Genomic DNA, 18,123 nt, shown 5'->3' with positions numbered 1-18,123 from the left:
GCATGATGGTTCAAGAATTAGCACGTCCCGGCACAGCTAACAAACCGGGACTGTAGCGATATGTGAACAGAGCGGCTCATTCGACCCGCCACCACTCGGGCAGAAGGCGACGTACGTCGGGGCGTCGGAAGCGGTCGTCCATCAATACCAGCGTGCCGCGATCCTGGGGATCGCGGATCACGCGTCCGGCGGCCTGGATCACCTTGATCATGCCGGGAATGCGGTAGGCGTAGGCGTCACCGCAGCCGAAGCGGGTCTCCAGCCTGGCCTTGAGCGCCTCGTTGAAGGGATCGAAGGGCGGCAGGCCCAGGGTGGCGATGAAGGCGCCGATCAACCGGTCGCCGGGAAGATCCACGCCCTCGCCGAAGGCCCCCCCCAGCACCGCGAAACCGATCCCGCGGCCGCCTGGCCGAAAACGGGACAGAAAGGCGTCTCGCTCGGCCTCGGCCATGCCGCGGGTCTGGGCCCAGGCCGGCACGTCGGGTTGCGTCTCGGCCAGCCGCGCCAGCGCCCGCTCGAGATACGCAAAACTGCTGAAGAAGGCCAGATAGAGACCAGGCCGGCGACGATATTGGCCGGCCAGCTCGGCGACGATGGGGTCGAGCGAAGCTTCGCGGTCACGCAGCCGAGTCGAGATGTCGCCCTGGATGCGCACCTCCAGTTGCTCGGCGCGAAACGGCGTGGCGACCGTCCTCCATACGCAGTCCGACGGCAGCCCCAGCAGGTCGCGGTAATAGCGCGGCGGATTCAGCGTGGCCGAAAACAGCACCGCGCTGTGTACCTGGGCAAAACGCGGTGCCAGGAAGTCCGCCGGTACCAGGTTGCGCAGGCCGAGCACCGTCTGGCCTCGGCCCTGCTGATTCAAATCGCACAGCGAATGGTCGCCGAACGTCTCGGCCAGGCGGACGAACGCCAGCGCTTCAAACAGCCGCTCCTGCAGTGTCGGATCGGCGCCGCCGGGATGCTCGGCCAGGTAGTCGGTGATCGCCACCGCCACTTGCTGCAGTGCCGCCACCAGCCGCTGAGGCAAGGCCGTCAAGACACGGTAGCCTTCCCGCTCGGCCTTCGTCGCGTCCGCCTCGCGCTGCTCGCGCACCAAGGCCTGCCACTGGCGCACCAATCGCCCCAGCGACTTCACCAATGGCGCGGGTGCGTTGCGATGCAGGCGGGAAAAGGCACGCTGGTCGAGCTCGGCGCTGTACATGCCGCGCGCCCGGTCCACCAGGTTGTGGGCCTCGTCCACCAGCAGCGCCAGGCGCCAGCCATTGGCCTGGGCCAAACCATGCAGCAGGGCGGTGCTGTCGAAGTAATGGTTGACGTCACCCACGCAGACATCGCTCCAGCGGGCCAGCTCCTGCCCCAGGTAGTACGAGCAGACGCCATGTTCGAGAGCCACCGCGCGCAGTGCCTCGCGGTCGAGCCAACCCCGGGCGACCGCCGCCTGGCGCGCCGCCGGCAGCCGGTCGTAGAAGCCTGCAGCAAGCGGGCAGGTGTCGCCGTGGCAGGCCTTGTCGGGGTGCTCACAGGCCTTGTTGCGCGCCACCAGTTCCAGCACCCGCAGCGCCGGCCGCCCGGATTGGCCCTCTACATATGGCTCGGCGAGCTCCAACTGAGCCAGGGCGTTCAGTGCCAGGCGCCGCCCCGGCGTCTTCATGGTCAGGAAGGCAACCCGGTCGATTCGCTGGCGCGGCATCGCCTTGAGCGTGGGAAACAACGTCGCCATGGTCTTGCCGATGCCGGTGGGCGCCTGCGCCAGCAGGCAGCGCCCGGTGGCCGCCGCCTTGTAGACGCTCTCCGACAGCTCACGCTGGCCGGGGCGGAACTCGGCATGTGGGAAGCTCAGCGCCGCGAGCCACCGGTCGCGCCGCTCGCGATGGTCGCGCTCCTGCTCGGCCCAGGCGAGAAAGCGCCGGCACTGTGCCGCGAAGAAGGCGTTCAGTTCGGCGGCCGTCGCCTCCTGGGTCAGCCGCGTCTCCCTCTGGGTGGCGATATCGAGATAGACCAGCGCCAGGGTCACGCTGTCGAGCCCACGTTCGCCACACAGCAGCGCCCCGTAGACCTTGACTTGGGCCCAGTGCAAGGTGCGCTGGTTGGCCGCCATGCGCGAAAGGTCGCCACGGTGGGTCTTGATCTCCTCGAGGCAGTTGCGTGCGGGATCGTAGCCGTCGGCCCGGCCGGTGACCATGAGCCCCTCATAACGGCCGGAGAGCGGCAGCTCGGTCTCGTAGCCGTCAGCACGGCGGCCCGTCACCAGCGCATGCCCCTCGATCCCCTCGCGCGCGCTGGGCGACGGCGTGAAGCGATGGTCCAGATCGCCTTCGCGGGCGGTGAAATCGCAGAGCGCGCGCACCGCCACGCGATAGAGCGGCGCTTCGGTGGCGCTCACGACAGCGCCTCGTCCTGCCAGGTCACGTGGCAGACAGCCGCGGGGATGGCGTGCTCGCGAAAAAACGCCAGCCAACGCCGCTGGTTGTCCTGCAACCGGTCGCCAGGTCCCTTCACCTCGATCAGTCGATAGCGAGGCCCGTCGGTATCGGCAGGCAAGAACTGGATCAGGTCGGGCAGCCCGGCCCGGTTGGTCTTGAGATCGCTCAGCAAGCGCTCGAAGCAGGCCTTCAGGTGGGCCGCCGGCAGGCAGGCGAGCGCTTGTTCGAGCAGCGCTTCGTCAAGCGCCTCCCAGTGGACGAAAGGCGACGCCACTCCCCGCTTGGTCCGCCAGGCCGAGAGGATCGCCTCGCTGTGACTGCCGTCGTCGAGCCGGGCCAGACAGACGTCGAAGCGTTCGCGACGGCGCGCCACGAAGTCGTCGTGATGCAGGTCCGCGGGGCCACGATGGAAAGGATGAAAGAAGGCACCGGCCAGCGGCGCGAAGAGCGCCGGCCAGCAGAGCAGCCCGAAGAGACCGGTGAAGAGCGTGTTCTCGACGTAATGCACCGGCGAATCCGGCCGATCCAGAGCGTCGCGAACGGCACACTCCACACCACGCCACTCACCCGGCGCGGGACGCGGCAAGCATACATCCAGGCGTCGTGGCGCCGCTTCGGGACGGTGCCCAGCCGGCGGTAACCCCAGCCGGCGCCGCAGCCGCGGCAGCAATCGCTCGAGCGCCTGGGCCTCTTGCTCGCTCGCCCGCGATTCCGCCAATGCGCACGCCAGCGTATGGGCCCGCTCGTGCTCGCCCTGTCGTTCAAGCAGTCGCAGCCGACGTATGCGCGCCTGGACCTGCCCCCCCGCTCCCTCGCCGCTCCGCTCGTAGAGGCGCAGCGCCAGTTCGTAGTGAGCCTCGCGTTCGGCGGTCTGCGCCAGGCGGAGCAAGAGCCGACTGCGGCGCTGCGCCAGCCAGGCATTGCCTTGAGGCAGCGTCGGTATCTCGTCCTCCAGCATGGCGGGTGACTCGCCCCCCTCCAGCCGCTCACGCAGGCGATCCATTGCCAGGTAGGCGTCTACCTCCTCGCGACGGTGAAAGGCGCGCGAATCGAGTGTTAGCTCGATTCGCTCGAAACGCTGCCGGCCGAGTTCGGTGAGCACGAACTCGGCCCAGTCCTGGCGCAGGTTGCCAAAGAACATCAGCCGCAGCCGATCGCACAGCGGCATGACCGCCAGCCGAACGATACGCTCACCGGCCAGTGCCTCATTGACCTGGGGCCACCATTCGATCAGGCGGCGCACGCCGGTCAGGCGCGGGGAAAGCGCTTCGCCCAGCGCCGCCTTGCCCGCCGAACGAGGCAGCCCCGCGGCGGCGATCTCCCCGGCCAGTGCCTGGCGCAGCTCGGCCATGCGCAGCAGGCGAAACAGCTCGGCCAACGACAGCTCGGGGTCGGCTTCGACCCAGCCGGCCGCCAACAGGGGCGCCAATGCGCGCATGGGATCGCCGATCTCGGCGTAGAGGAGCTTGGCGGTACGGAAGAATTCCCCCTTGCGCATGACCATGCGTACCAGAAGCGCGCGGGAGGCACGCGGCAGCGCATCGAACGACGCGATGAAATCATGCTCCGCCGGAGTCAGGAGATCGCCGTGGCGCTTACCGACCCAGCCGAGTACGAAGCGAAAGTTCGCCAGGTAGTAAAAGGGGTCGTCGAGCGATGCGGTGACCGGAGCGGCCGGCAGGATACTGTTCATGTATCCATGATATCAGCCCTGCGCCCCCCCGCCAGCCCGGATGTTCAGCTCACGCCTGCGGCAAGCGAGCGCACCACCTCGGCCGCCGCCACCTCGCGGCAAGTGCTGGCGTTCTGCCCCGCCCATAACGGCGAGAAATCGCTGCTGCCCGCCGCTTCGGCGGCACTGCGCAGCGGCGCGATGGCAGCGGTTGCCAGCGGGAACGGGGGTGCCACGTCGCCGAGCGGGCCGAGCTCACGCATCAGCCGCGTGACAATGCCGCGAGCCGGCCGCCCGGTATACAGGTTGGTCAGCGCCGTATGGCGCGCGGCCTCGCTCTGCAGCGCCTGGCGATGCAGCGCCGAAATGGCGGCGTCGGGACAGCAGAGAAAAGCCGTGCCGGCCTGGACCGCCTCGGCGCCCAGCTTGAAGGCCGCCGCGACCCCGCGGGCATCGGCAATGCCCCCGGCGGCGATCACCGGCACCGAGACGGCCGCCACCACCTGCGGCAGCAGAGCAAAGGTACCGAGCTGAGTGGTGACATCGTCGGTCAGGAACATACCGCGATGACCGCCCGCCTCGAGCCCCTGAGCGATCACCGCATCGGCACCATGTGCTTCGAGCCAGCGCGCCTCCTCGACCGTCGTGGCCGACGAAAGCACCGTCGCTCCCCAGGCTTTGACCCGCTCCAGCAGCGCCGGCTCCGGCAGGCCGAAATGGAAGCTGACCACCTCGGGTCGGAAGGGCTCGAGTGCATCACAGGTTTCGTGATCGAACGGACGGCGTCCGGTACCGGTCGGTACGTTGTCGATATCGAGCCCGAACTCGGCGTAGTAGGGCGTCAGGGCCCGATGCCAGCGCTCCAGCCGCCTTGCGTCATGGACCGGCGGTTCGTGACAGAAGAAGTTGACATTGACCGGCCGGGAGCTCTCGGCGCGGATGCGATGTAGCGCCTCGGCCATGGTATCGGGGGTCAGCATGGCACAGGGCAAGGCACCGAGTCCGCCTGCCGCGGAAACGGCCAGTGCGAGATCCGCGCCCTGGGCACCCGCCATCGGCGCCTGCAGGATGGGAACTTCGATGCCAAGCTGGCGAGTCAGGTTCACGATCGCTCTCCCTGCTGTCGTTGGTGTTCCTCATGACGCCGGGGCCCCAAGGTGTCGGCGGCATAGGCTTCGCGTTCGCCCATTGGGCGATCCTCACCGATGGTAGTGTCGCGCTGGGTCTGGCGCTCCATTTCAGCGTTGATCTCGGCGCCCAGCAATACGACGAAGGAGGAAAGCCAGAACCACAGCATCAGCACCACCACGGCCCCCAGCGAGCCATAGAGTTCATCCATCCGGGCGAACTGGCTGACGTAGAGCGACAGACCCGCCGAGCCGACCAGCCACAGCAGCGTCGCGATCACCGTGCCTACACTGACCCACTGCCAGCGCGGCGCCCGACGATAGGGCCCAAAGCGATAGAGCACGGCAATGACGAACATCATCATCAGCAGCAAGGCCGGCCAGCGCAGCCAGGTGATCAGCGTGACCAGCCCAGGGTCCAACATCAGCCACTCGACGGCCAGCGGAAACAGGGCCACGAAGCTCGTCGCCACCAGGGACATCACGACCAGCCCAAGCGTCAGCGCAGCGACGACCAGCATGCGCTTCAACAAACCGCGCTTCTCGCCTTCCCCATAGACCACGTTAAGCCCCACCATCAGCCCACGCACGCCCTTCGAGGCGAGGAACATCGCCACCACCAGACTCACCAGCGCGGTCAGGCTAAGCCCCTTGTCGGTGTTTTCGCCGACCTCTCTGGCCTGCTCGTTGACGAGCCTGGCCCCGCCCGGCGGAACGAACCGGCTCAGCTCGCCGATCTGGCGGGCCATTTCCTGCGGATCGAGGGCCAGCGCCCACAGCGAGATGACCGCGCCAATGGCGGGAAAAAGCGACAGCAGGGCATAGAAGGCAATCGCGGCCGCCAGCATGCCGACCCGATCTTCTGATACCTCCTTCATGACTCGCCAGGCGACATCCAGCCAGCCGGGTCCGGGAATCTGGCTCGGCCTGGCGGCACGTCGTCCGCGCAAAATCGAGTCATGGCGCTCCTTGATGTCGCTGTGCGGGTCGCAGAACCATTTGCGTATCCCGTATCTCGATGTCGAAGCGGTTCAAAAAACTCATGCCCAGCAGGGCCACATCGCCCTCAAGCCCCGGGCTGATGGAGCCACGCACCTCGGCGGCAGTGAAGCCTCCCAGGCTGACCTCGTCGAGCCAAGTCAGGTCGCCGCGCACCCGGCCGTTGGCCGTATTGAACCAGGCCGAGCCCACGGGCTCGAGCGCCAGCCGCTCGGCAAGCTCGGTGGGGACGGCCACGTAGGTGGCACCGGTGTCGAGCAGAAACTCGACCGGCTCGCCATTGATGCGCCCCGAGGCGACGAAGTGCCCTGCCCGGTTACGCTCCAGCACGAGCGGCTCGCCAGCGTCGCCCGAGGCATTGACGAGATGGGCGTTGGGATTGCGCTGAGTCTCGAGATAGCCATGAAACCACCAACTGCCAAAGGCAATGAACGCCACCCAGAACAGCAGCATCATGCCCATTCCGGCCCCGCGGACCGACCCATGCTCTCGACTCATTCCCCCTCCCGGTTCAGCGGGCAGGCCCGCATTTTGACACCCCTGATGCCGCCGACTTTACTAAGGGCGCCAAGTCCTTATTTGGCCATTCTCCGAGGCGCATGCTCGGAGTCGGCTTTCGCAACGACCGATGACAACGACGATTCGACAACAACAAGGATAGTCACATGCACGACGGCAACACATCATCGCACGACGCCGATACGCTCCGCGGCCCGCACGGCAGGTTGGCCGGCCTCGTTCTCTCCGGGGCGCTCATGCTGGCCAGCGCTGCGGCGACGGCCTGGGACGGTCAGGTGGAAAAGCAGGTCTTCGAGATGCCGGCGTACACCACCACCGGCGGCGAGTCCATCGGCCCGGTGCGCATCGGCTGGGAGGCCTACGGCACGCTCAACGAGGCGAAGGACAACGCCATCCTGATCACGCATTTCTTCTCCGGCACCAGCCATGCCGCCGGGCGCTACGCCGAGGACGATCCGGCTCCCGGCTACTGGGACGCCATCATCGGTCCCGGCAAGCCGCTGGATACCGACGAGTACTACATCATCGCTTCGGATACCCTGGTCAACCTCAACGCCCATGACCCCAACGTGACCACCACCGGACCGGCCACGCCCCGCCCCGACACCGGCGAACCCTGGGGCACGGATTTTCCGGTGGTCACCATCCGCGACTTCGTCGAGGTGCAGAAGGCGCTGCTCGAGAGCCAGGGTATCGAGCGCCTGCATGCGGTCATGGGCGCCTCCATGGGCGCGCTGCAAGCTTACGAATGGGCCAGCGCCTATCCTGATCGCGTCGAGCGGCTGATACCGGTCATTGGCGCGGGAGCGGCCGATCCCTGGCTTCTTGCCACGTTGAGCGCCTGGGCCGCCCCCATCCGCCTCGACGCCAATTGGAACGATGGCGACTACTACGACGGCGAGCCGCCGCTGGATGGTCTGCGCGAGTCGCTAAAGCTGGTCACGCTCAATGCCAACCACTGGCAGTGGGCGAACGCGACCTTCGACCGCAGCTGGGCCGACGCGGAAGCCGATCCGGCCCGCCACCTCGAGGCGCGCTACGCCATCGAGCGGACCCTCGACGACATCGCCGCCTCGCGCGCCGAGGTTGCCGATGCCAATCACCTGCTCTACCTGGTCAAGGCCAACCAGGCGTTTCTCGCCGGCCACGGCGATAGCGTGGAAGAAGGGCTGGCGCGCATCGATGCACCGACGCTGATGCTGTACAGCGAGAACGACCTGGTCTTCGCTCCCGAGAGCGTGCGCGCGACGGCCGAGATGATCGAGGCCGACGGCACCCCGGTCGAGCGGGTCACGCTGGAAGGCAACCGAGGCCACCTCGACGGCGTGGTCGCTATCCAACAGGCCGAAGCGCGGATTCGCGACTTTCTCGCCAAGTGAGCGAGCGCGGTCGCTGCCGGCTCAGCCCAGCAGCGACCGCAGCAGAAGATACCCGCCCATGGCCAGCAGTCCGCTGAGAAAAACGCGTCGGAAAGTCGCTTCGGACAGCCGGCGGCGCAGGCGCTGGCCTAGCTGCATGCCGACCAGCGCCGGCACCACCGCTGCCAGGGAGAGTCCCACCAGCTCGGCGCTGAGCAGGCGCTGCCCGCCCATGGCAAGGCCCAGTGCCGTGGTCGTGACCACGAACAGTACGCCCATGGCCTGAATCAGCATGTCCCGTGGGAGATCCAGCGCCTGTAGATAAGCCACCCCGGGGAACACCGAGGAACCGGTCATGCCGGTGAGCAAACCGGTCAGGCCACCGTTGACGGCCTCGGCGTGACGCCCTCGCGAGACGACCCTGCCGATCTCCAGGCGCAGCAGACCGGATAGCGCATAGAAGGCGATCAGTACGCCCAGCAGCGCCGAGAGCCAACGCACTTCCACCCTCGCCAGAATGGTGACGCCCAGCCAGACGGTCACCACCGACGCCAGCAGGAAAACCCACAGGCGACGCAGGATCGCCGTCAGGTAGCCTCCCACCAGTGCCTGCCAGACGTTGGTCACGATAGTCGGGGCCAATAGCAGTGCCATCGCCGACGGCAGCCCCACGGTTGCCGTCAGCAGCGCCAGCGAAACCGTCGGCAGGCCCATTCCGATCACGCCCTTGACCATGCCGGCTATCAAGAAGGTCGCCGCTACCAGCGCCAGCAGCAACGGATCGATCGCTAACACTTACCCCCCTCCTGCAATGCATCACTGTTGCGTTTCTCCCAATCGTTTGCCGCCCGCTGACCACGCGCCTGATCCACGGCCAGGCAGATCAGGATGGCAACGACGAACAGTCCCGCGCACAGCAGGATGGAGCCCTGCAGTCCCACGATCGACTGCAACAATCCCAGACCGATGATGCCGATCACCCCGGCGAGTTTATTGGCCAACCCCCAGAAGCCGAAGAACTCGGCGGCCTTGCGCGCGGGGGAGAAAAGCCCGACCAGCGCGCGGCTGGCCGATTGACTCGACCCCAGCGACAGCCCCGCCAGACACCCCACCACAAGGAACAGGTGCTGGGCCTCCCAGCCGAGACCGAAGGCACCGTTAAGGAAAGCGGTGACCTCGGGCGTGGCCCAGATGGCAACGACCGCCGCCACCCACAGCAGCAGCGTCAGCTGGTAGGTGAACTTGGTGCCGATGCGATCCTGAAGGAAGCCGAAACCCAGCGCTCCCGCCGCGGCGGTGATCTGCACGATGATGAACATGACATTGCGGACCGACTCATCCCAGCCGATCACCTGGGCACCATAGATGAAGGCGAAAGCGATGATGATGTAGACCCCGGCCATGGAGAACAGCAGCGACACCAGGAAGATACCGAGATCGCGGAAGCGTCTCAGCTCGTGCAGCGTGGTGGCGATCCGTTGCCAGGCGATCCGGCGATAGGACATGGCGTGCGGCTGGGGGTTGCCACGCTCCTTGACCCAAAGAAAGGTGGGAATCGCAGTGACGAGGAAGAACGCCGCGGCGAACGGGCCCACCCAGCGAATGCGCTCGAAGTTCTCGGCCGTGGCCTCGCCCAGCACCACCAGTGTGAAACCCGCGGCACAAAGACCGCCCACGTAACCCAGCGCCCAGCCGAAACCGGATATCTTGCCGAGATCTTCGGGTGGGCCCAGGTCGGGCAGGAAGGCGGCGATGAACGACTCGCCCATGGAATAGGCGTAGTTCGATACCACGAGCAGCAGCAGCCCCAGCATGACGTAGCCCGGCGCCACGAAGTAGAGCAGCGCGGTGGCCGCCACGGTGACGACATAGCTCACGAAAAGGAAGCGCTTCTTGGCCGCCCGGTAGTCCATCACTGCGCCGCATAGCGGACCGGTAACGACCACCAGCAGGTAGCTGGTGGCTAGCGCCACGCTCCACAGCAGGTTGGCCAGGCGATAGCCGTCGTCGCGATCCCCGACGATAACGGTCGTGAAAAGCTCGCCGAAGACCACCGTGATGATCAACAGCGTATACGCCTGGTTGGCGAAATCGAACATCGCCCAGCCCAGAATCTCCCTCTTCGATGCCCGCTGTCTGGACGACACTTCCCCTGTCACCGGCATCACGCCCATCGCCCCCGCCTCCTCTTCCCGCGAGACCTGCCCGAAAGCGCCTAGCCTAGCAGGTATTCGTTGATGAAATGACGTCCGCCGAGCTTTCACTACACTGATAGGGGCATTCGCACCGGAGGTAAGCAATGAAACGACGCTGGAGTGGCTTTTCCCTGCTGGCGCTGACGGTTGCCGCGGCTGCCCTCGCCGAAGAAGAGGCCATGAGCGCCGAGCAGCCAACGTTGCGGCTGGTCACGCTCGCCGAGGATTTCGACGAACCTTGGGGCCTGGCCGTGCTCCCCGGGGAACTTTACCTGATAACCGAACGCTCCGGTCGTATCGTAAGCGTCTTCAACGGCGAACGGCAGGAGGTCGGCGGGCTGCCTTCGCTGTACGCCAATGACGCGGGCGGTCTCCACGACATCATCGCCTCACCCGATTTTCCCGACACCGGCTGGCTCTATTTCACCTATGCCAGCGGCGACGCCGACGCCACCGCCACGTCACTGGCGCGGGGTCGCCTCGCCGGCGATCAGTTAACCGACGTGGAGGAACTGTTCAAGGAGAATCGGCCATCGGAACCCGGCCGGCGCCATGGCTCGCGCCTGGCCTGGCTGCAGGACGATTCCTTGCTGATGAGCGTGGGCGACCGCGGCGACCCGGAGCGGGCCCAGGACACCGAGGATCACGCCGGTTCGATCCTGCGCATGGACCCGGCGGGCCTGGCACTCGAGGACAATCCGCTGTTCCACGAAGCCGGCCACCTGCCGAGGCTCTATTCCTGGGGGCACCGCGAGGTGCAGGGTATCGCCACCGACCCCGAAAGCGGCGACGTCTGGGTCGTTGAGGCACGCCCCAGCGGCAACGACGAACTGAATCGAATCGAGCCGGGGGAGAATCACGGCTGGCCCGAACTCACCCTGGGCGAAGACGCCGGTAGTCGCGGCATCTTGGAAGAAATCGCCAGCACCGACGAGTCGCTGGTCAAGCCGGTTCACCGCTTTGACGGCTCCATCGACCCCACCGGCCTGGCCTTGATCCGCGGTGAGCGCTATCCCCAATGGGAGGGAAACCTGATCGTCGGCGGCCAGGAGAGCGAGACACTCTATCGTGTCGAAGTCTCGGGAGACGAGGTCGACGTGGAGCCGCTGCTGTCCGAATCGATCGGGCCGGTTCGCGACGTTCGCCTGGGCCCCGATGGCTATCTTTATATCCTCACCGGCGGCTCGGATGCCGCCCTGCATCGACTCGAGCCGGCCGAGTGACCCTACCCCGGCCTGCCACCTGTGGCGGGCCGCGGGGTGCTGCAGCCTCAGCGTGGAAGCGGCGTTCTTCACTTCTTGCCTTCCCACGGGCATTATCGAGGTCAACCCACGTGATGGCGTGCCGCCTCGCTCGATTCCCCTCGTGGAAGCGCGCGGGCGGACAGGGTCAGGTACGCGCGATGTCGCGTGGTAGGCGCGTGCAAGCGATGGCAAGAATAACAAGCAGGAAAGGGACTCAGGGCGCATGAAAAAGTGGTTATCGCTATGGCTCCTGGCGCTGTCGTTCCCGGCGACGGCCGGCCTGGAAGGTCTGACCTTCGTTACCGAGGAATACCCGCCCTACAACTACCAACGCGACGCGCATCTCCAAGGCATCTCCGTCGAGATTCTCGAGCGAATCTTCGAGGAAACCGGGACTGCGCTGTCCCGCCGCGACGTGCTCTACCTGCCCTGGGCCCGCGGCTACGATACGGCACTCTCCGAACCCGGCACGGTGCTGTTCTCGACCACCCGCACCGAGCAGCGCGAAGCATTGTTCCGGTGGGTCGGCCCCATTGCCACCGACCGAGTGACGCTGATCGCCCGGCGGGATAGCGACATCCAGGTGCAGAACATCGAGGAGGTGATCGAGGGCGGCTATCGCATCGCCGCGATTCGCGAGGATGTCGGCGCCCAGCGGCTGCAGGCGATCGGTGTGCCGCAAGAGCAAGTGCAAATGGCCATGTCGAACGTCAGCGCTTTGCGCATGCTGGAGCGGGGCCGAGTCGACCTGTGGGCCTATGGCGAGGACGTGGCGTTCTGGCTGATGCAGGAGCATGACCTGCCCACCACCGACTACATGCCGGTCCTGACCATCAGCGAATCCGATCTCTACTACGCCCTGCATCGCGATACCGACCCCGCGCTGGTCGAACGCATGCAGCAAGCGCTGGATCGCCTGCGCCAGCAGGGGATCATCAGCGAGATTCTCGGCGGCACCATCGCCTTCAATACCGAGGAATATCCACCCTACAACTTCAAGGAGGCTGACGGCACGATCACCGGTCGCTCGACCGAACTGCTGCGCGCGGCGCTGGACGATGCCAAGCTCAGCGCCGATTTTCGCCTGCTGCCCTGGGCTCGTGCCTTCACCGAAGCCCAGCTGCGCGAGCGCCACTGCGTCTACTCCACCACCCGAACTCCCGAGCGCGAGCCCCTGTTCACCTGGGTCGGGCCATTGACGACCAGCACCTGGGCCGCTTACACCCTGGCCGATTCAGCCATCGAAGCCGCTTCGCTCGACGATTTGTCAGAACTGCGCGTCGGCAGCTTCCGCGAAGACGCCGTGGGCCAGTTCGCGGCCCGTCGAGGGGTGCCGATCGTGGTGGCCAGCGCCGAACGTGAGAACATCGCCCGCTTGCGGGCAGGCATGATCGATGCCTGGGTCACGGGCGAACGGACCGCCAGATTCCTTGCCGAGGAGGCCGGTGTGGAACTGCGGCGCCTGTTCGATTTCCAGGAGGTCGAACTCTACCTCGCCTGTCATCCCTCGGTCCCCGATCCTTTCATCGCCCGGCTCCAAGCGGCGCTCGATCGTCAACTGGCGGCAGAGGCCGCCACGGAACAAGCCGCACGCCACGACGCCGAGAGCCCGCCGTGATCCGTCACGGCGGCATGGGCCGTCACCGCCACAGGCGCAGCCTAACCGCCAAGCAGGCGCTGCTCACTCTCGCCATCGCCCTGCTGCTTAGCGTTCTGGCCGGCGCCATCGAGCTGGCCCTGGATGCCCGCAAGATGCGCCAGGAAGTCGTGCACCAGACCCAGCACCGCTTGGAGCTGGTCGACGGTACCGCCGCCGAGGCCGCCTTCCAGCTCAACCCGGACCTGGCCAATCAGGTCGTTGAAGGATTGTTCAGTGGCGGGCGAGTGGCCAGCGTCGTGCTGCGCGATGACTTCGGACGCATCATGGCGGAGCGCCATCGTGCCTACCAGGCACCTTCCGACTGGCTGACCCGGGCTCTGTTCGGCGACATCCTTCACTATAAGGAAGCGCTCGATTATCGGGCAGGTGTCGGGTCGCTCGACGAACCGATGGGTGAGCTGGAACTCACGCTGGCCCTGGATAGCCTGGGCCGCGACTTCATCAGCCGCAGCCTGCTGATCTTCTCGCTGGGCGTCATCAAGGCGCTGGCCATCGCCGCCCTGCTGGCCATCGCCTTCCATGCCTATATCACTCGTCCGCTGCTCCAGGTACATGCCGCCATCGTCAGCGCCGATCCGCGTCAGCCCGGTCGCTGGCCGAAGCCCGCCATGGGAGGCCATGCCAATGACGAATTGGGGCACTTGGTGGAAAGCCTCGATGAGCTGCTCAACGCTTTCCAGCAGGGCCTCGAGCAGCGTGACCGGCTCCACCAAATCTCCACCATGGATGGGCTGACCGGCATCGCCAACCGCCGCCGCTTCGACGATTTCCTGACTCAGGAGTGGCAGCGCGCCCACCGCTGCGGTCACCCGCTGTCGGTCATCTTCCTCGATATCGATCACTTCAAGGAATTCAACGATCACTACGGTCATGTGGCCGGCGACGATACCTTGCGCGCCATGGCCGAAACGTTGACACGAGTGGTCAATCGCGCCTCCGACCTGGTGGCCCGCTACGGCGGCGAGGAGTTCGTCTGTGTGCTGCCCGACACCGACCTGGAGGGCGCCCGCCAGGTCGCCGACCGCATCCGCCAGGCAATCCATGACCTGAACATTCCGCATGCCCACTCCACCCAGGCCGGCCGGGTCACGGCCAGCCTCGGCGTGGCCAGTGCCTTTCCCGCCGACGGCAGGAGCGATCGTGCGACGCTGCTGGCCCAAGCCGATAGCCAGCTCTACCGCGCCAAGCATCAGGGGCGTGATCGAGTCGCCTCGCAGACCTGAGTCCTGGGCAGGAACCCTCTCGCACGCGTAGACTCGATAGGAGTCCCAGTCGGAGGCACGCCACCATGAACAGACGCGATGAATTCATTGAGCGCATGAAGGCTCAATTGGACGAATGGAATGCCGAGATCGATGAACTGGCCGCCCGGGCACGGCGAGCCGGCGCCGAGACCCAGACCCGCTATCGGGAAGATATCGAGCGGCTGAAGCGTCGCCGGGACGAGACTCGGCAGCGCTTGGAGGCGCTGCAATTCGCCAGCGAAGCGGCTTGGGAATCGCTGCGGGAAGGATTGGATGATGCCTGGGAGTTGATGCGCAAGGCTTTGCGCGATGCCTACGCCCACGCGCCGGATCGGAATGCTGACGACGACGAGCCGACACGCCGATCGCCGGGGGGGTCACCCTAAGATCCGATTTCCGGTCGGCTCAACCCTGCCGCTCGCCGCCGCCTTCGTCCCCTGGCGTGAGGCCGTCGCTTGCGGCATGCACTTCGCTGCCGCGCTGCAGCTTCTCGATCGCACCGCCACCCTGTCGCGCCAGCACCGCCAGTCGGTCGATCTGGGCATCGAGCTTTGGCAGAGCCTCTTGACGATAGCGTGACAGATCGTCGATGGCGCCCAACACATCGCCGAACGCCTGCTCCAACGCCTGCATGTCGAGTTGCGCCGAGGCCGCGCGGGTCTGGATCTCCACGCCCTGCTGACGCAGGGCCTTGGCCGTACCGGCAATCATCTCGGAAGTGGTCGTGTTGAGCGATTCGACGCGATCGAGCACCAGCCGCTGGTTAGCCAGCGCCAGGGCGACCGCCACCGCCACGGTCAGTGCCGACACGGTGACATGGATCGCCCGATCGACGCCACGCATCAGTTCGCGATTGTTGCGGATGATCACCTCGAGCGCCAGCACGCCCTGCTGGCTCACCGCCAACTGCTGTTGCAGGTCGACGATGCGCTGGCGCAACGGGAAGAGCAGCTCCTCCTCGATGAAGGCACGCTGCGGGTGGTCGTTGCCCAATCGCGTCAGCGCCTGTCCCAGGCGCCGGTCGATCAGCCGCCCCAGGTTGATCTGGCGCTGCAGTCGCTCGAGCAATTGGCGCAGGCTCTCCTGGTCGTCGCTGAGGGTGATGTTGTCGCGATACAGCATATCCCGTCCCGACTCCAGGTCGGCGATAATCGCGTCCAGCGCCTGCTGGGCGTTCTCGAACTTGCGGAAGTAGCGCTGTATGCGGCTGCCGGCGCCGGGAATACGCGCCAGCAACCGATCCAGTGGGCCCGACGCCAGCCGATGCTGCTGCGGGTCGAGTTCCTGCATGCGCCCACGCAGATCGATCAGCGCCTTGGCCACCGGCCCGCCCTCGTCACCCTGATGCGCCAGTTTGCGCAGCGGCGTCTGCAGCATCTCGCTATGGTGGGCGGCCTGCTGCTGCAGCTCGAGTCCCATCTCGTCCACCGCGCGACGCTGGCGATCGAGATCGGCGCCGTCGCCGCTGGCCAGCACTTCCTCGACAAAGCGATCGGCCATTGTCTCGAGCTCGGGATCGTTTATCTCGTCCTCGACCTCGGCGCCATCCACCGGTTCGGGGGCGATCTCCTCCAGTTCCCTGGCGATCTCCTCCACTGGCGGCAACGAGAGGGGCGAGCCACGTTCGGATGGCGGGTTCATGTTCGTCTCCCCATTTCAACGCGTTGGTGACATTAAGCCATACTTGGGGTCGGTGCATCAGTGCCGATCACTGCGGCTGTATCGCTCCGCCCGGCCGATGAAGCGTCGCAGCTCCTCCAGCGCCTGATCGGTTGCCAGCGACGCCTGAGGGCGCCCCGTCTCGACCCGTGCCAGTGCCACCGCGGCATCGTCGAGCAGAGTCAGAGCCGACTCGTTGCGCGCCGCCAAGCGCCGCAGGCGCTTGTCGGTCTCCTCGATCAGCTCGAGCCGCCGCTTGAGGGCGATACGCTCTTCGATCGCCAGTTGCCCCTCCTCCTGCGATAACCGGCGACGTACGTAGGCTTCGTCCAGTCCCATCACACCACGTGCCTGAGCCGCCATGGAGGTAAAGGAGTCCACCACCCCGAGACACACCTCCCTGACCAGCCCCTGCGAACGCTCGAAGGCCAGCTCGCCGCTATCGAAGCGAGCGCCGAGTACCGCCATGACGTGACAGTATCGGGTGTAACAGCGGTCGACCTGGGTCGCCAGATTGGGACGGCGCACCTCCAGCAGCGCCTGTTTGGCCCGCCAGAGCGCCAGGATCAGGTCATCGGCGTCCGCTGGCGGGTGCGCCGGGTCGAGTTCCGCCACTCCCGCCTCGCGCGTTTCCCGCTCACGCTCGGCGCGCCGACGCTCGGCCTCGGCTTCGAGCCGCTCCCGCAGCCGGCGCTGATGCCGGCGAGCCCGCCAGCGTCGCCAGCCACGCTCGACCGGAAGCGACACCCCTACCGCTACCAGCCCCGCCAGCCAACCGCCCAGGCTCGGCCCGAAGCCGCCCCACAGCGAGGTCAGCCACAGTACCGTGCTGATGAAGGGCACCAGCAAGCAGTAGCGGAACAGCACCTGGAAACGGGTGGGGTTGTCGGTGGGCAGCGCCAGGCGCGGGTTGACCAGGCCAACCAGACACCACGGCAGGCAGGTGACGAACAGTCCGTATGCAAATCCCTGCAGAAATCCCAGCATAAGCCTCGTAACTCAGCGATCTGAGAGCGATGCCTTGAGTGTACGGGGGCGGGCGGTGGCAAGCGAGCCCCACGCGCTCAGCGACACAGGCGAAAGCCACGCATGCCGAAATGGAGATGATCGGCGTGAGCCTGATTGTAGTCGGGCCCCAGCACGCTGCCGAACAGATCGCAGGCGCCGTCGCGGGCGGCACGCAGGAAATCGCCGCGTGCCCCGTCATCTTCCCAGTGCCGTTGCAGCGATACCTCACGGCCGTCGGCCAGGCGAAACGTCGCCACGTCCAGCGCCTCGGCGGTGGCATGCTCGCTCGGGCGTCCTTCTTCGCGTCCGTAGATCCCGCGGCAGGCGAAACTGCCATAATGCACCACGTGGGCCACTCCTGTGCCGAAGTGGGCTTCGGCTGCCGGCTGCAGGCGATGTCGCTCGTAGAGGGTCCAGGCCAGGGCCAGCGGGCAAGTGGCAACGAAGCTGGCGTTGAACGTCACACCCGCACGGTGAACCCGCACCACGTTCTCGAGCGGACAGCCGGCCACCGGCTCGTGGTCATCAAGCGGGGTGACGCGCAAGTCATCATCGGGGGCGGTGCCGAGCGCCGCCAGACAGCCCTCGGGATCGTCACCCAGCCGGCGCAGTTTCCAGCGCGTTACCGGAGTCAGCGGATCGTCCACGGTCAGCGGTTGCCATGGGTGCCAGTGGCGCGGAATGCGCGCCTCGAAGCCCCACCAGGACGGAACCGCCAGCGCCGATACGAGCAGCAGGACCTTAAAGGACCGCATGAGCGCCGTATCAGCTCAGCCAGAGGTGCAGTACCAGCGCCACGCCGCCCACCAGCAGTGCCGTGATCACGGCGATATCGACCGCACGGTCGAGCCAGCGATCAAAGCTGGCGGGACGCCGGCGCGGTGCCTGGCGCCGGCGGGTAGCGCCGCGCAAAATCGGGCCGCGGCCCGAGCCGATCAGAGACATGGTAGCGATCCGGTTCCTCATTTCCGCTGAGCTTACGGCTTGCGCTTACGCCTTGCCACTGCTGACT

The 18,123-nt window shown here is 66.5% G+C and carries 16 protein-coding genes; 5 read left to right on the top strand and 11 right to left on the bottom strand.

Annotated features, from left to right (window positions below):
- Positions 1-76 precede the first annotated feature (76 nt).
- The 5 genes from F0A17_RS20460 to F0A17_RS20440 form a co-directional block, all read right to left on the bottom strand.
- Positions 77-2,386: an ATP-dependent DNA helicase gene (locus F0A17_RS20460; protein WP_149330220.1), complete on the bottom strand. Its 2,310-nt coding sequence runs from the start codon at positions 2,384-2,386 to the stop codon at positions 77-79.
- On the bottom strand, positions 2,383-4,119 hold the full coding sequence (locus F0A17_RS20455; RefSeq protein WP_149330219.1) for a VRR-NUC domain-containing protein: 1,737 nt from the start codon (positions 4,117-4,119) through the stop codon (positions 2,383-2,385). The genes F0A17_RS20460 and F0A17_RS20455 overlap by 4 nt, the downstream gene beginning before the upstream one ends.
- Positions 4,120-4,163: 44 nt before the next feature.
- Positions 4,164-5,204 carry an NAD(P)H-dependent flavin oxidoreductase gene (locus F0A17_RS20450; RefSeq protein ID WP_223111586.1) on the bottom strand — a complete coding sequence of 347 codons (1,041 nt, stop codon included), beginning with the start codon at positions 5,202-5,204 and terminating at the stop codon, positions 4,164-4,166.
- Positions 5,201-6,103, bottom strand: a complete 903-nt coding sequence (locus tag F0A17_RS20445) for a YihY/virulence factor BrkB family protein (RefSeq protein WP_149330217.1) — start codon at positions 6,101-6,103, stop codon at positions 5,201-5,203. Before F0A17_RS20445 ends, F0A17_RS20450 begins: the two co-directional genes overlap by 4 nt.
- 79 nt (positions 6,104-6,182) lie before the next feature.
- On the bottom strand, positions 6,183-6,722 hold the full coding sequence (locus tag F0A17_RS20440) for a retropepsin-like aspartic protease family protein (protein WP_149330216.1): 540 nt from the start codon (positions 6,720-6,722) through the stop codon (positions 6,183-6,185).
- 167 nt (positions 6,723-6,889) lie between these two features.
- On the opposite strand from F0A17_RS20440, the gene F0A17_RS20435 reads away from it, so the two are divergent.
- Complete coding sequence (locus F0A17_RS20435) at positions 6,890-8,122, top strand: E22 family MetX-like putative esterase (RefSeq protein WP_149330215.1); 1,233 nt, start codon at positions 6,890-6,892, stop codon at positions 8,120-8,122.
- Positions 8,123-8,143: 21 nt separating this feature from the next.
- On the opposite strand, the gene F0A17_RS20430 is transcribed toward F0A17_RS20435, so the two are convergent.
- Positions 8,144-8,896 carry a sulfite exporter TauE/SafE family protein gene (locus tag F0A17_RS20430; protein WP_149330214.1) on the bottom strand — a complete coding sequence of 251 codons (753 nt, stop codon included), beginning with the start codon at positions 8,894-8,896 and terminating at the stop codon, positions 8,144-8,146.
- Entirely contained in the window at positions 8,890-10,266 is a 1,377-nt protein-coding gene (locus F0A17_RS20425) for an MFS transporter (protein ID WP_228716987.1), read from the bottom strand. Before F0A17_RS20425 ends, F0A17_RS20430 begins: the two co-directional genes overlap by 7 nt.
- A 134-nt stretch (positions 10,267-10,400) precedes the next feature.
- On the opposite strand from F0A17_RS20425, the gene F0A17_RS20420 reads away from it, so the two are divergent.
- From F0A17_RS20420 to F0A17_RS20405, 4 genes are all read left to right on the top strand, one after another.
- Positions 10,401-11,519: a PQQ-dependent sugar dehydrogenase gene (locus tag F0A17_RS20420; protein WP_149330213.1), complete on the top strand. Its 1,119-nt coding sequence runs from the start codon at positions 10,401-10,403 to the stop codon at positions 11,517-11,519.
- Between the two features lie 244 nt (positions 11,520-11,763).
- Positions 11,764-13,158 (top strand): substrate-binding periplasmic protein, encoded by a 1,395-nt coding sequence (locus F0A17_RS20870; RefSeq protein WP_228716985.1) that lies wholly within the window; start codon positions 11,764-11,766, stop codon positions 13,156-13,158.
- Complete coding sequence (locus F0A17_RS20410; RefSeq protein WP_228716984.1) at positions 13,155-14,423, top strand: GGDEF domain-containing protein; 1,269 nt, start codon at positions 13,155-13,157, stop codon at positions 14,421-14,423. The genes F0A17_RS20870 and F0A17_RS20410 overlap by 4 nt, the downstream gene beginning before the upstream one ends.
- Before the next feature lie 65 nt (positions 14,424-14,488).
- Positions 14,489-14,830 (top strand): sll1863 family stress response protein, encoded by a 342-nt coding sequence (locus tag F0A17_RS20405; RefSeq protein ID WP_149330212.1) that lies wholly within the window; start codon positions 14,489-14,491, stop codon positions 14,828-14,830.
- A gap of 19 nt (positions 14,831-14,849) precedes the next feature.
- On the opposite strand, the gene F0A17_RS20400 is transcribed toward F0A17_RS20405, so the two are convergent.
- The 4 genes from F0A17_RS20400 to F0A17_RS20385 all read right to left on the bottom strand — a co-directional run bounded on the left by F0A17_RS20400 (position 14,850) and on the right by F0A17_RS20385 (position 18,056).
- On the bottom strand, positions 14,850-16,085 hold the full coding sequence (locus F0A17_RS20400; RefSeq protein ID WP_149330211.1) for a toxic anion resistance protein: 1,236 nt from the start codon (positions 16,083-16,085) through the stop codon (positions 14,850-14,852).
- A 57-nt stretch (positions 16,086-16,142) separates the two neighbouring features.
- Complete coding sequence (locus F0A17_RS20395) at positions 16,143-17,090, bottom strand: cobyrinic acid a,c-diamide synthase (RefSeq protein WP_149330210.1); 948 nt, start codon at positions 17,088-17,090, stop codon at positions 16,143-16,145.
- A 77-nt stretch (positions 17,091-17,167) separates the two neighbouring features.
- Entirely contained in the window at positions 17,168-17,866 is a 699-nt protein-coding gene (locus F0A17_RS20390; protein WP_149330209.1) for an extensin-like domain-containing protein, read from the bottom strand.
- 10 nt (positions 17,867-17,876) lie between these two features.
- A complete protein-coding gene (locus F0A17_RS20385) occupies positions 17,877-18,056 on the bottom strand; it encodes a hypothetical protein (protein ID WP_149330208.1) in 180 nt (59 codons plus the stop codon).
- Positions 18,057-18,123: the final 67 nt, after the last annotated feature.

The sequence above is a fragment of the Billgrantia pellis genome (assembly GCF_008297955.1).
GTDB classification, from domain to species: Bacteria; Pseudomonadota; Gammaproteobacteria; order Pseudomonadales; family Halomonadaceae; genus Halomonas; species Halomonas pellis.
The sequence above is the reverse complement of the archived record's forward strand: the minus strand, read 5'-3'. Positions and strand labels throughout refer to the sequence as shown.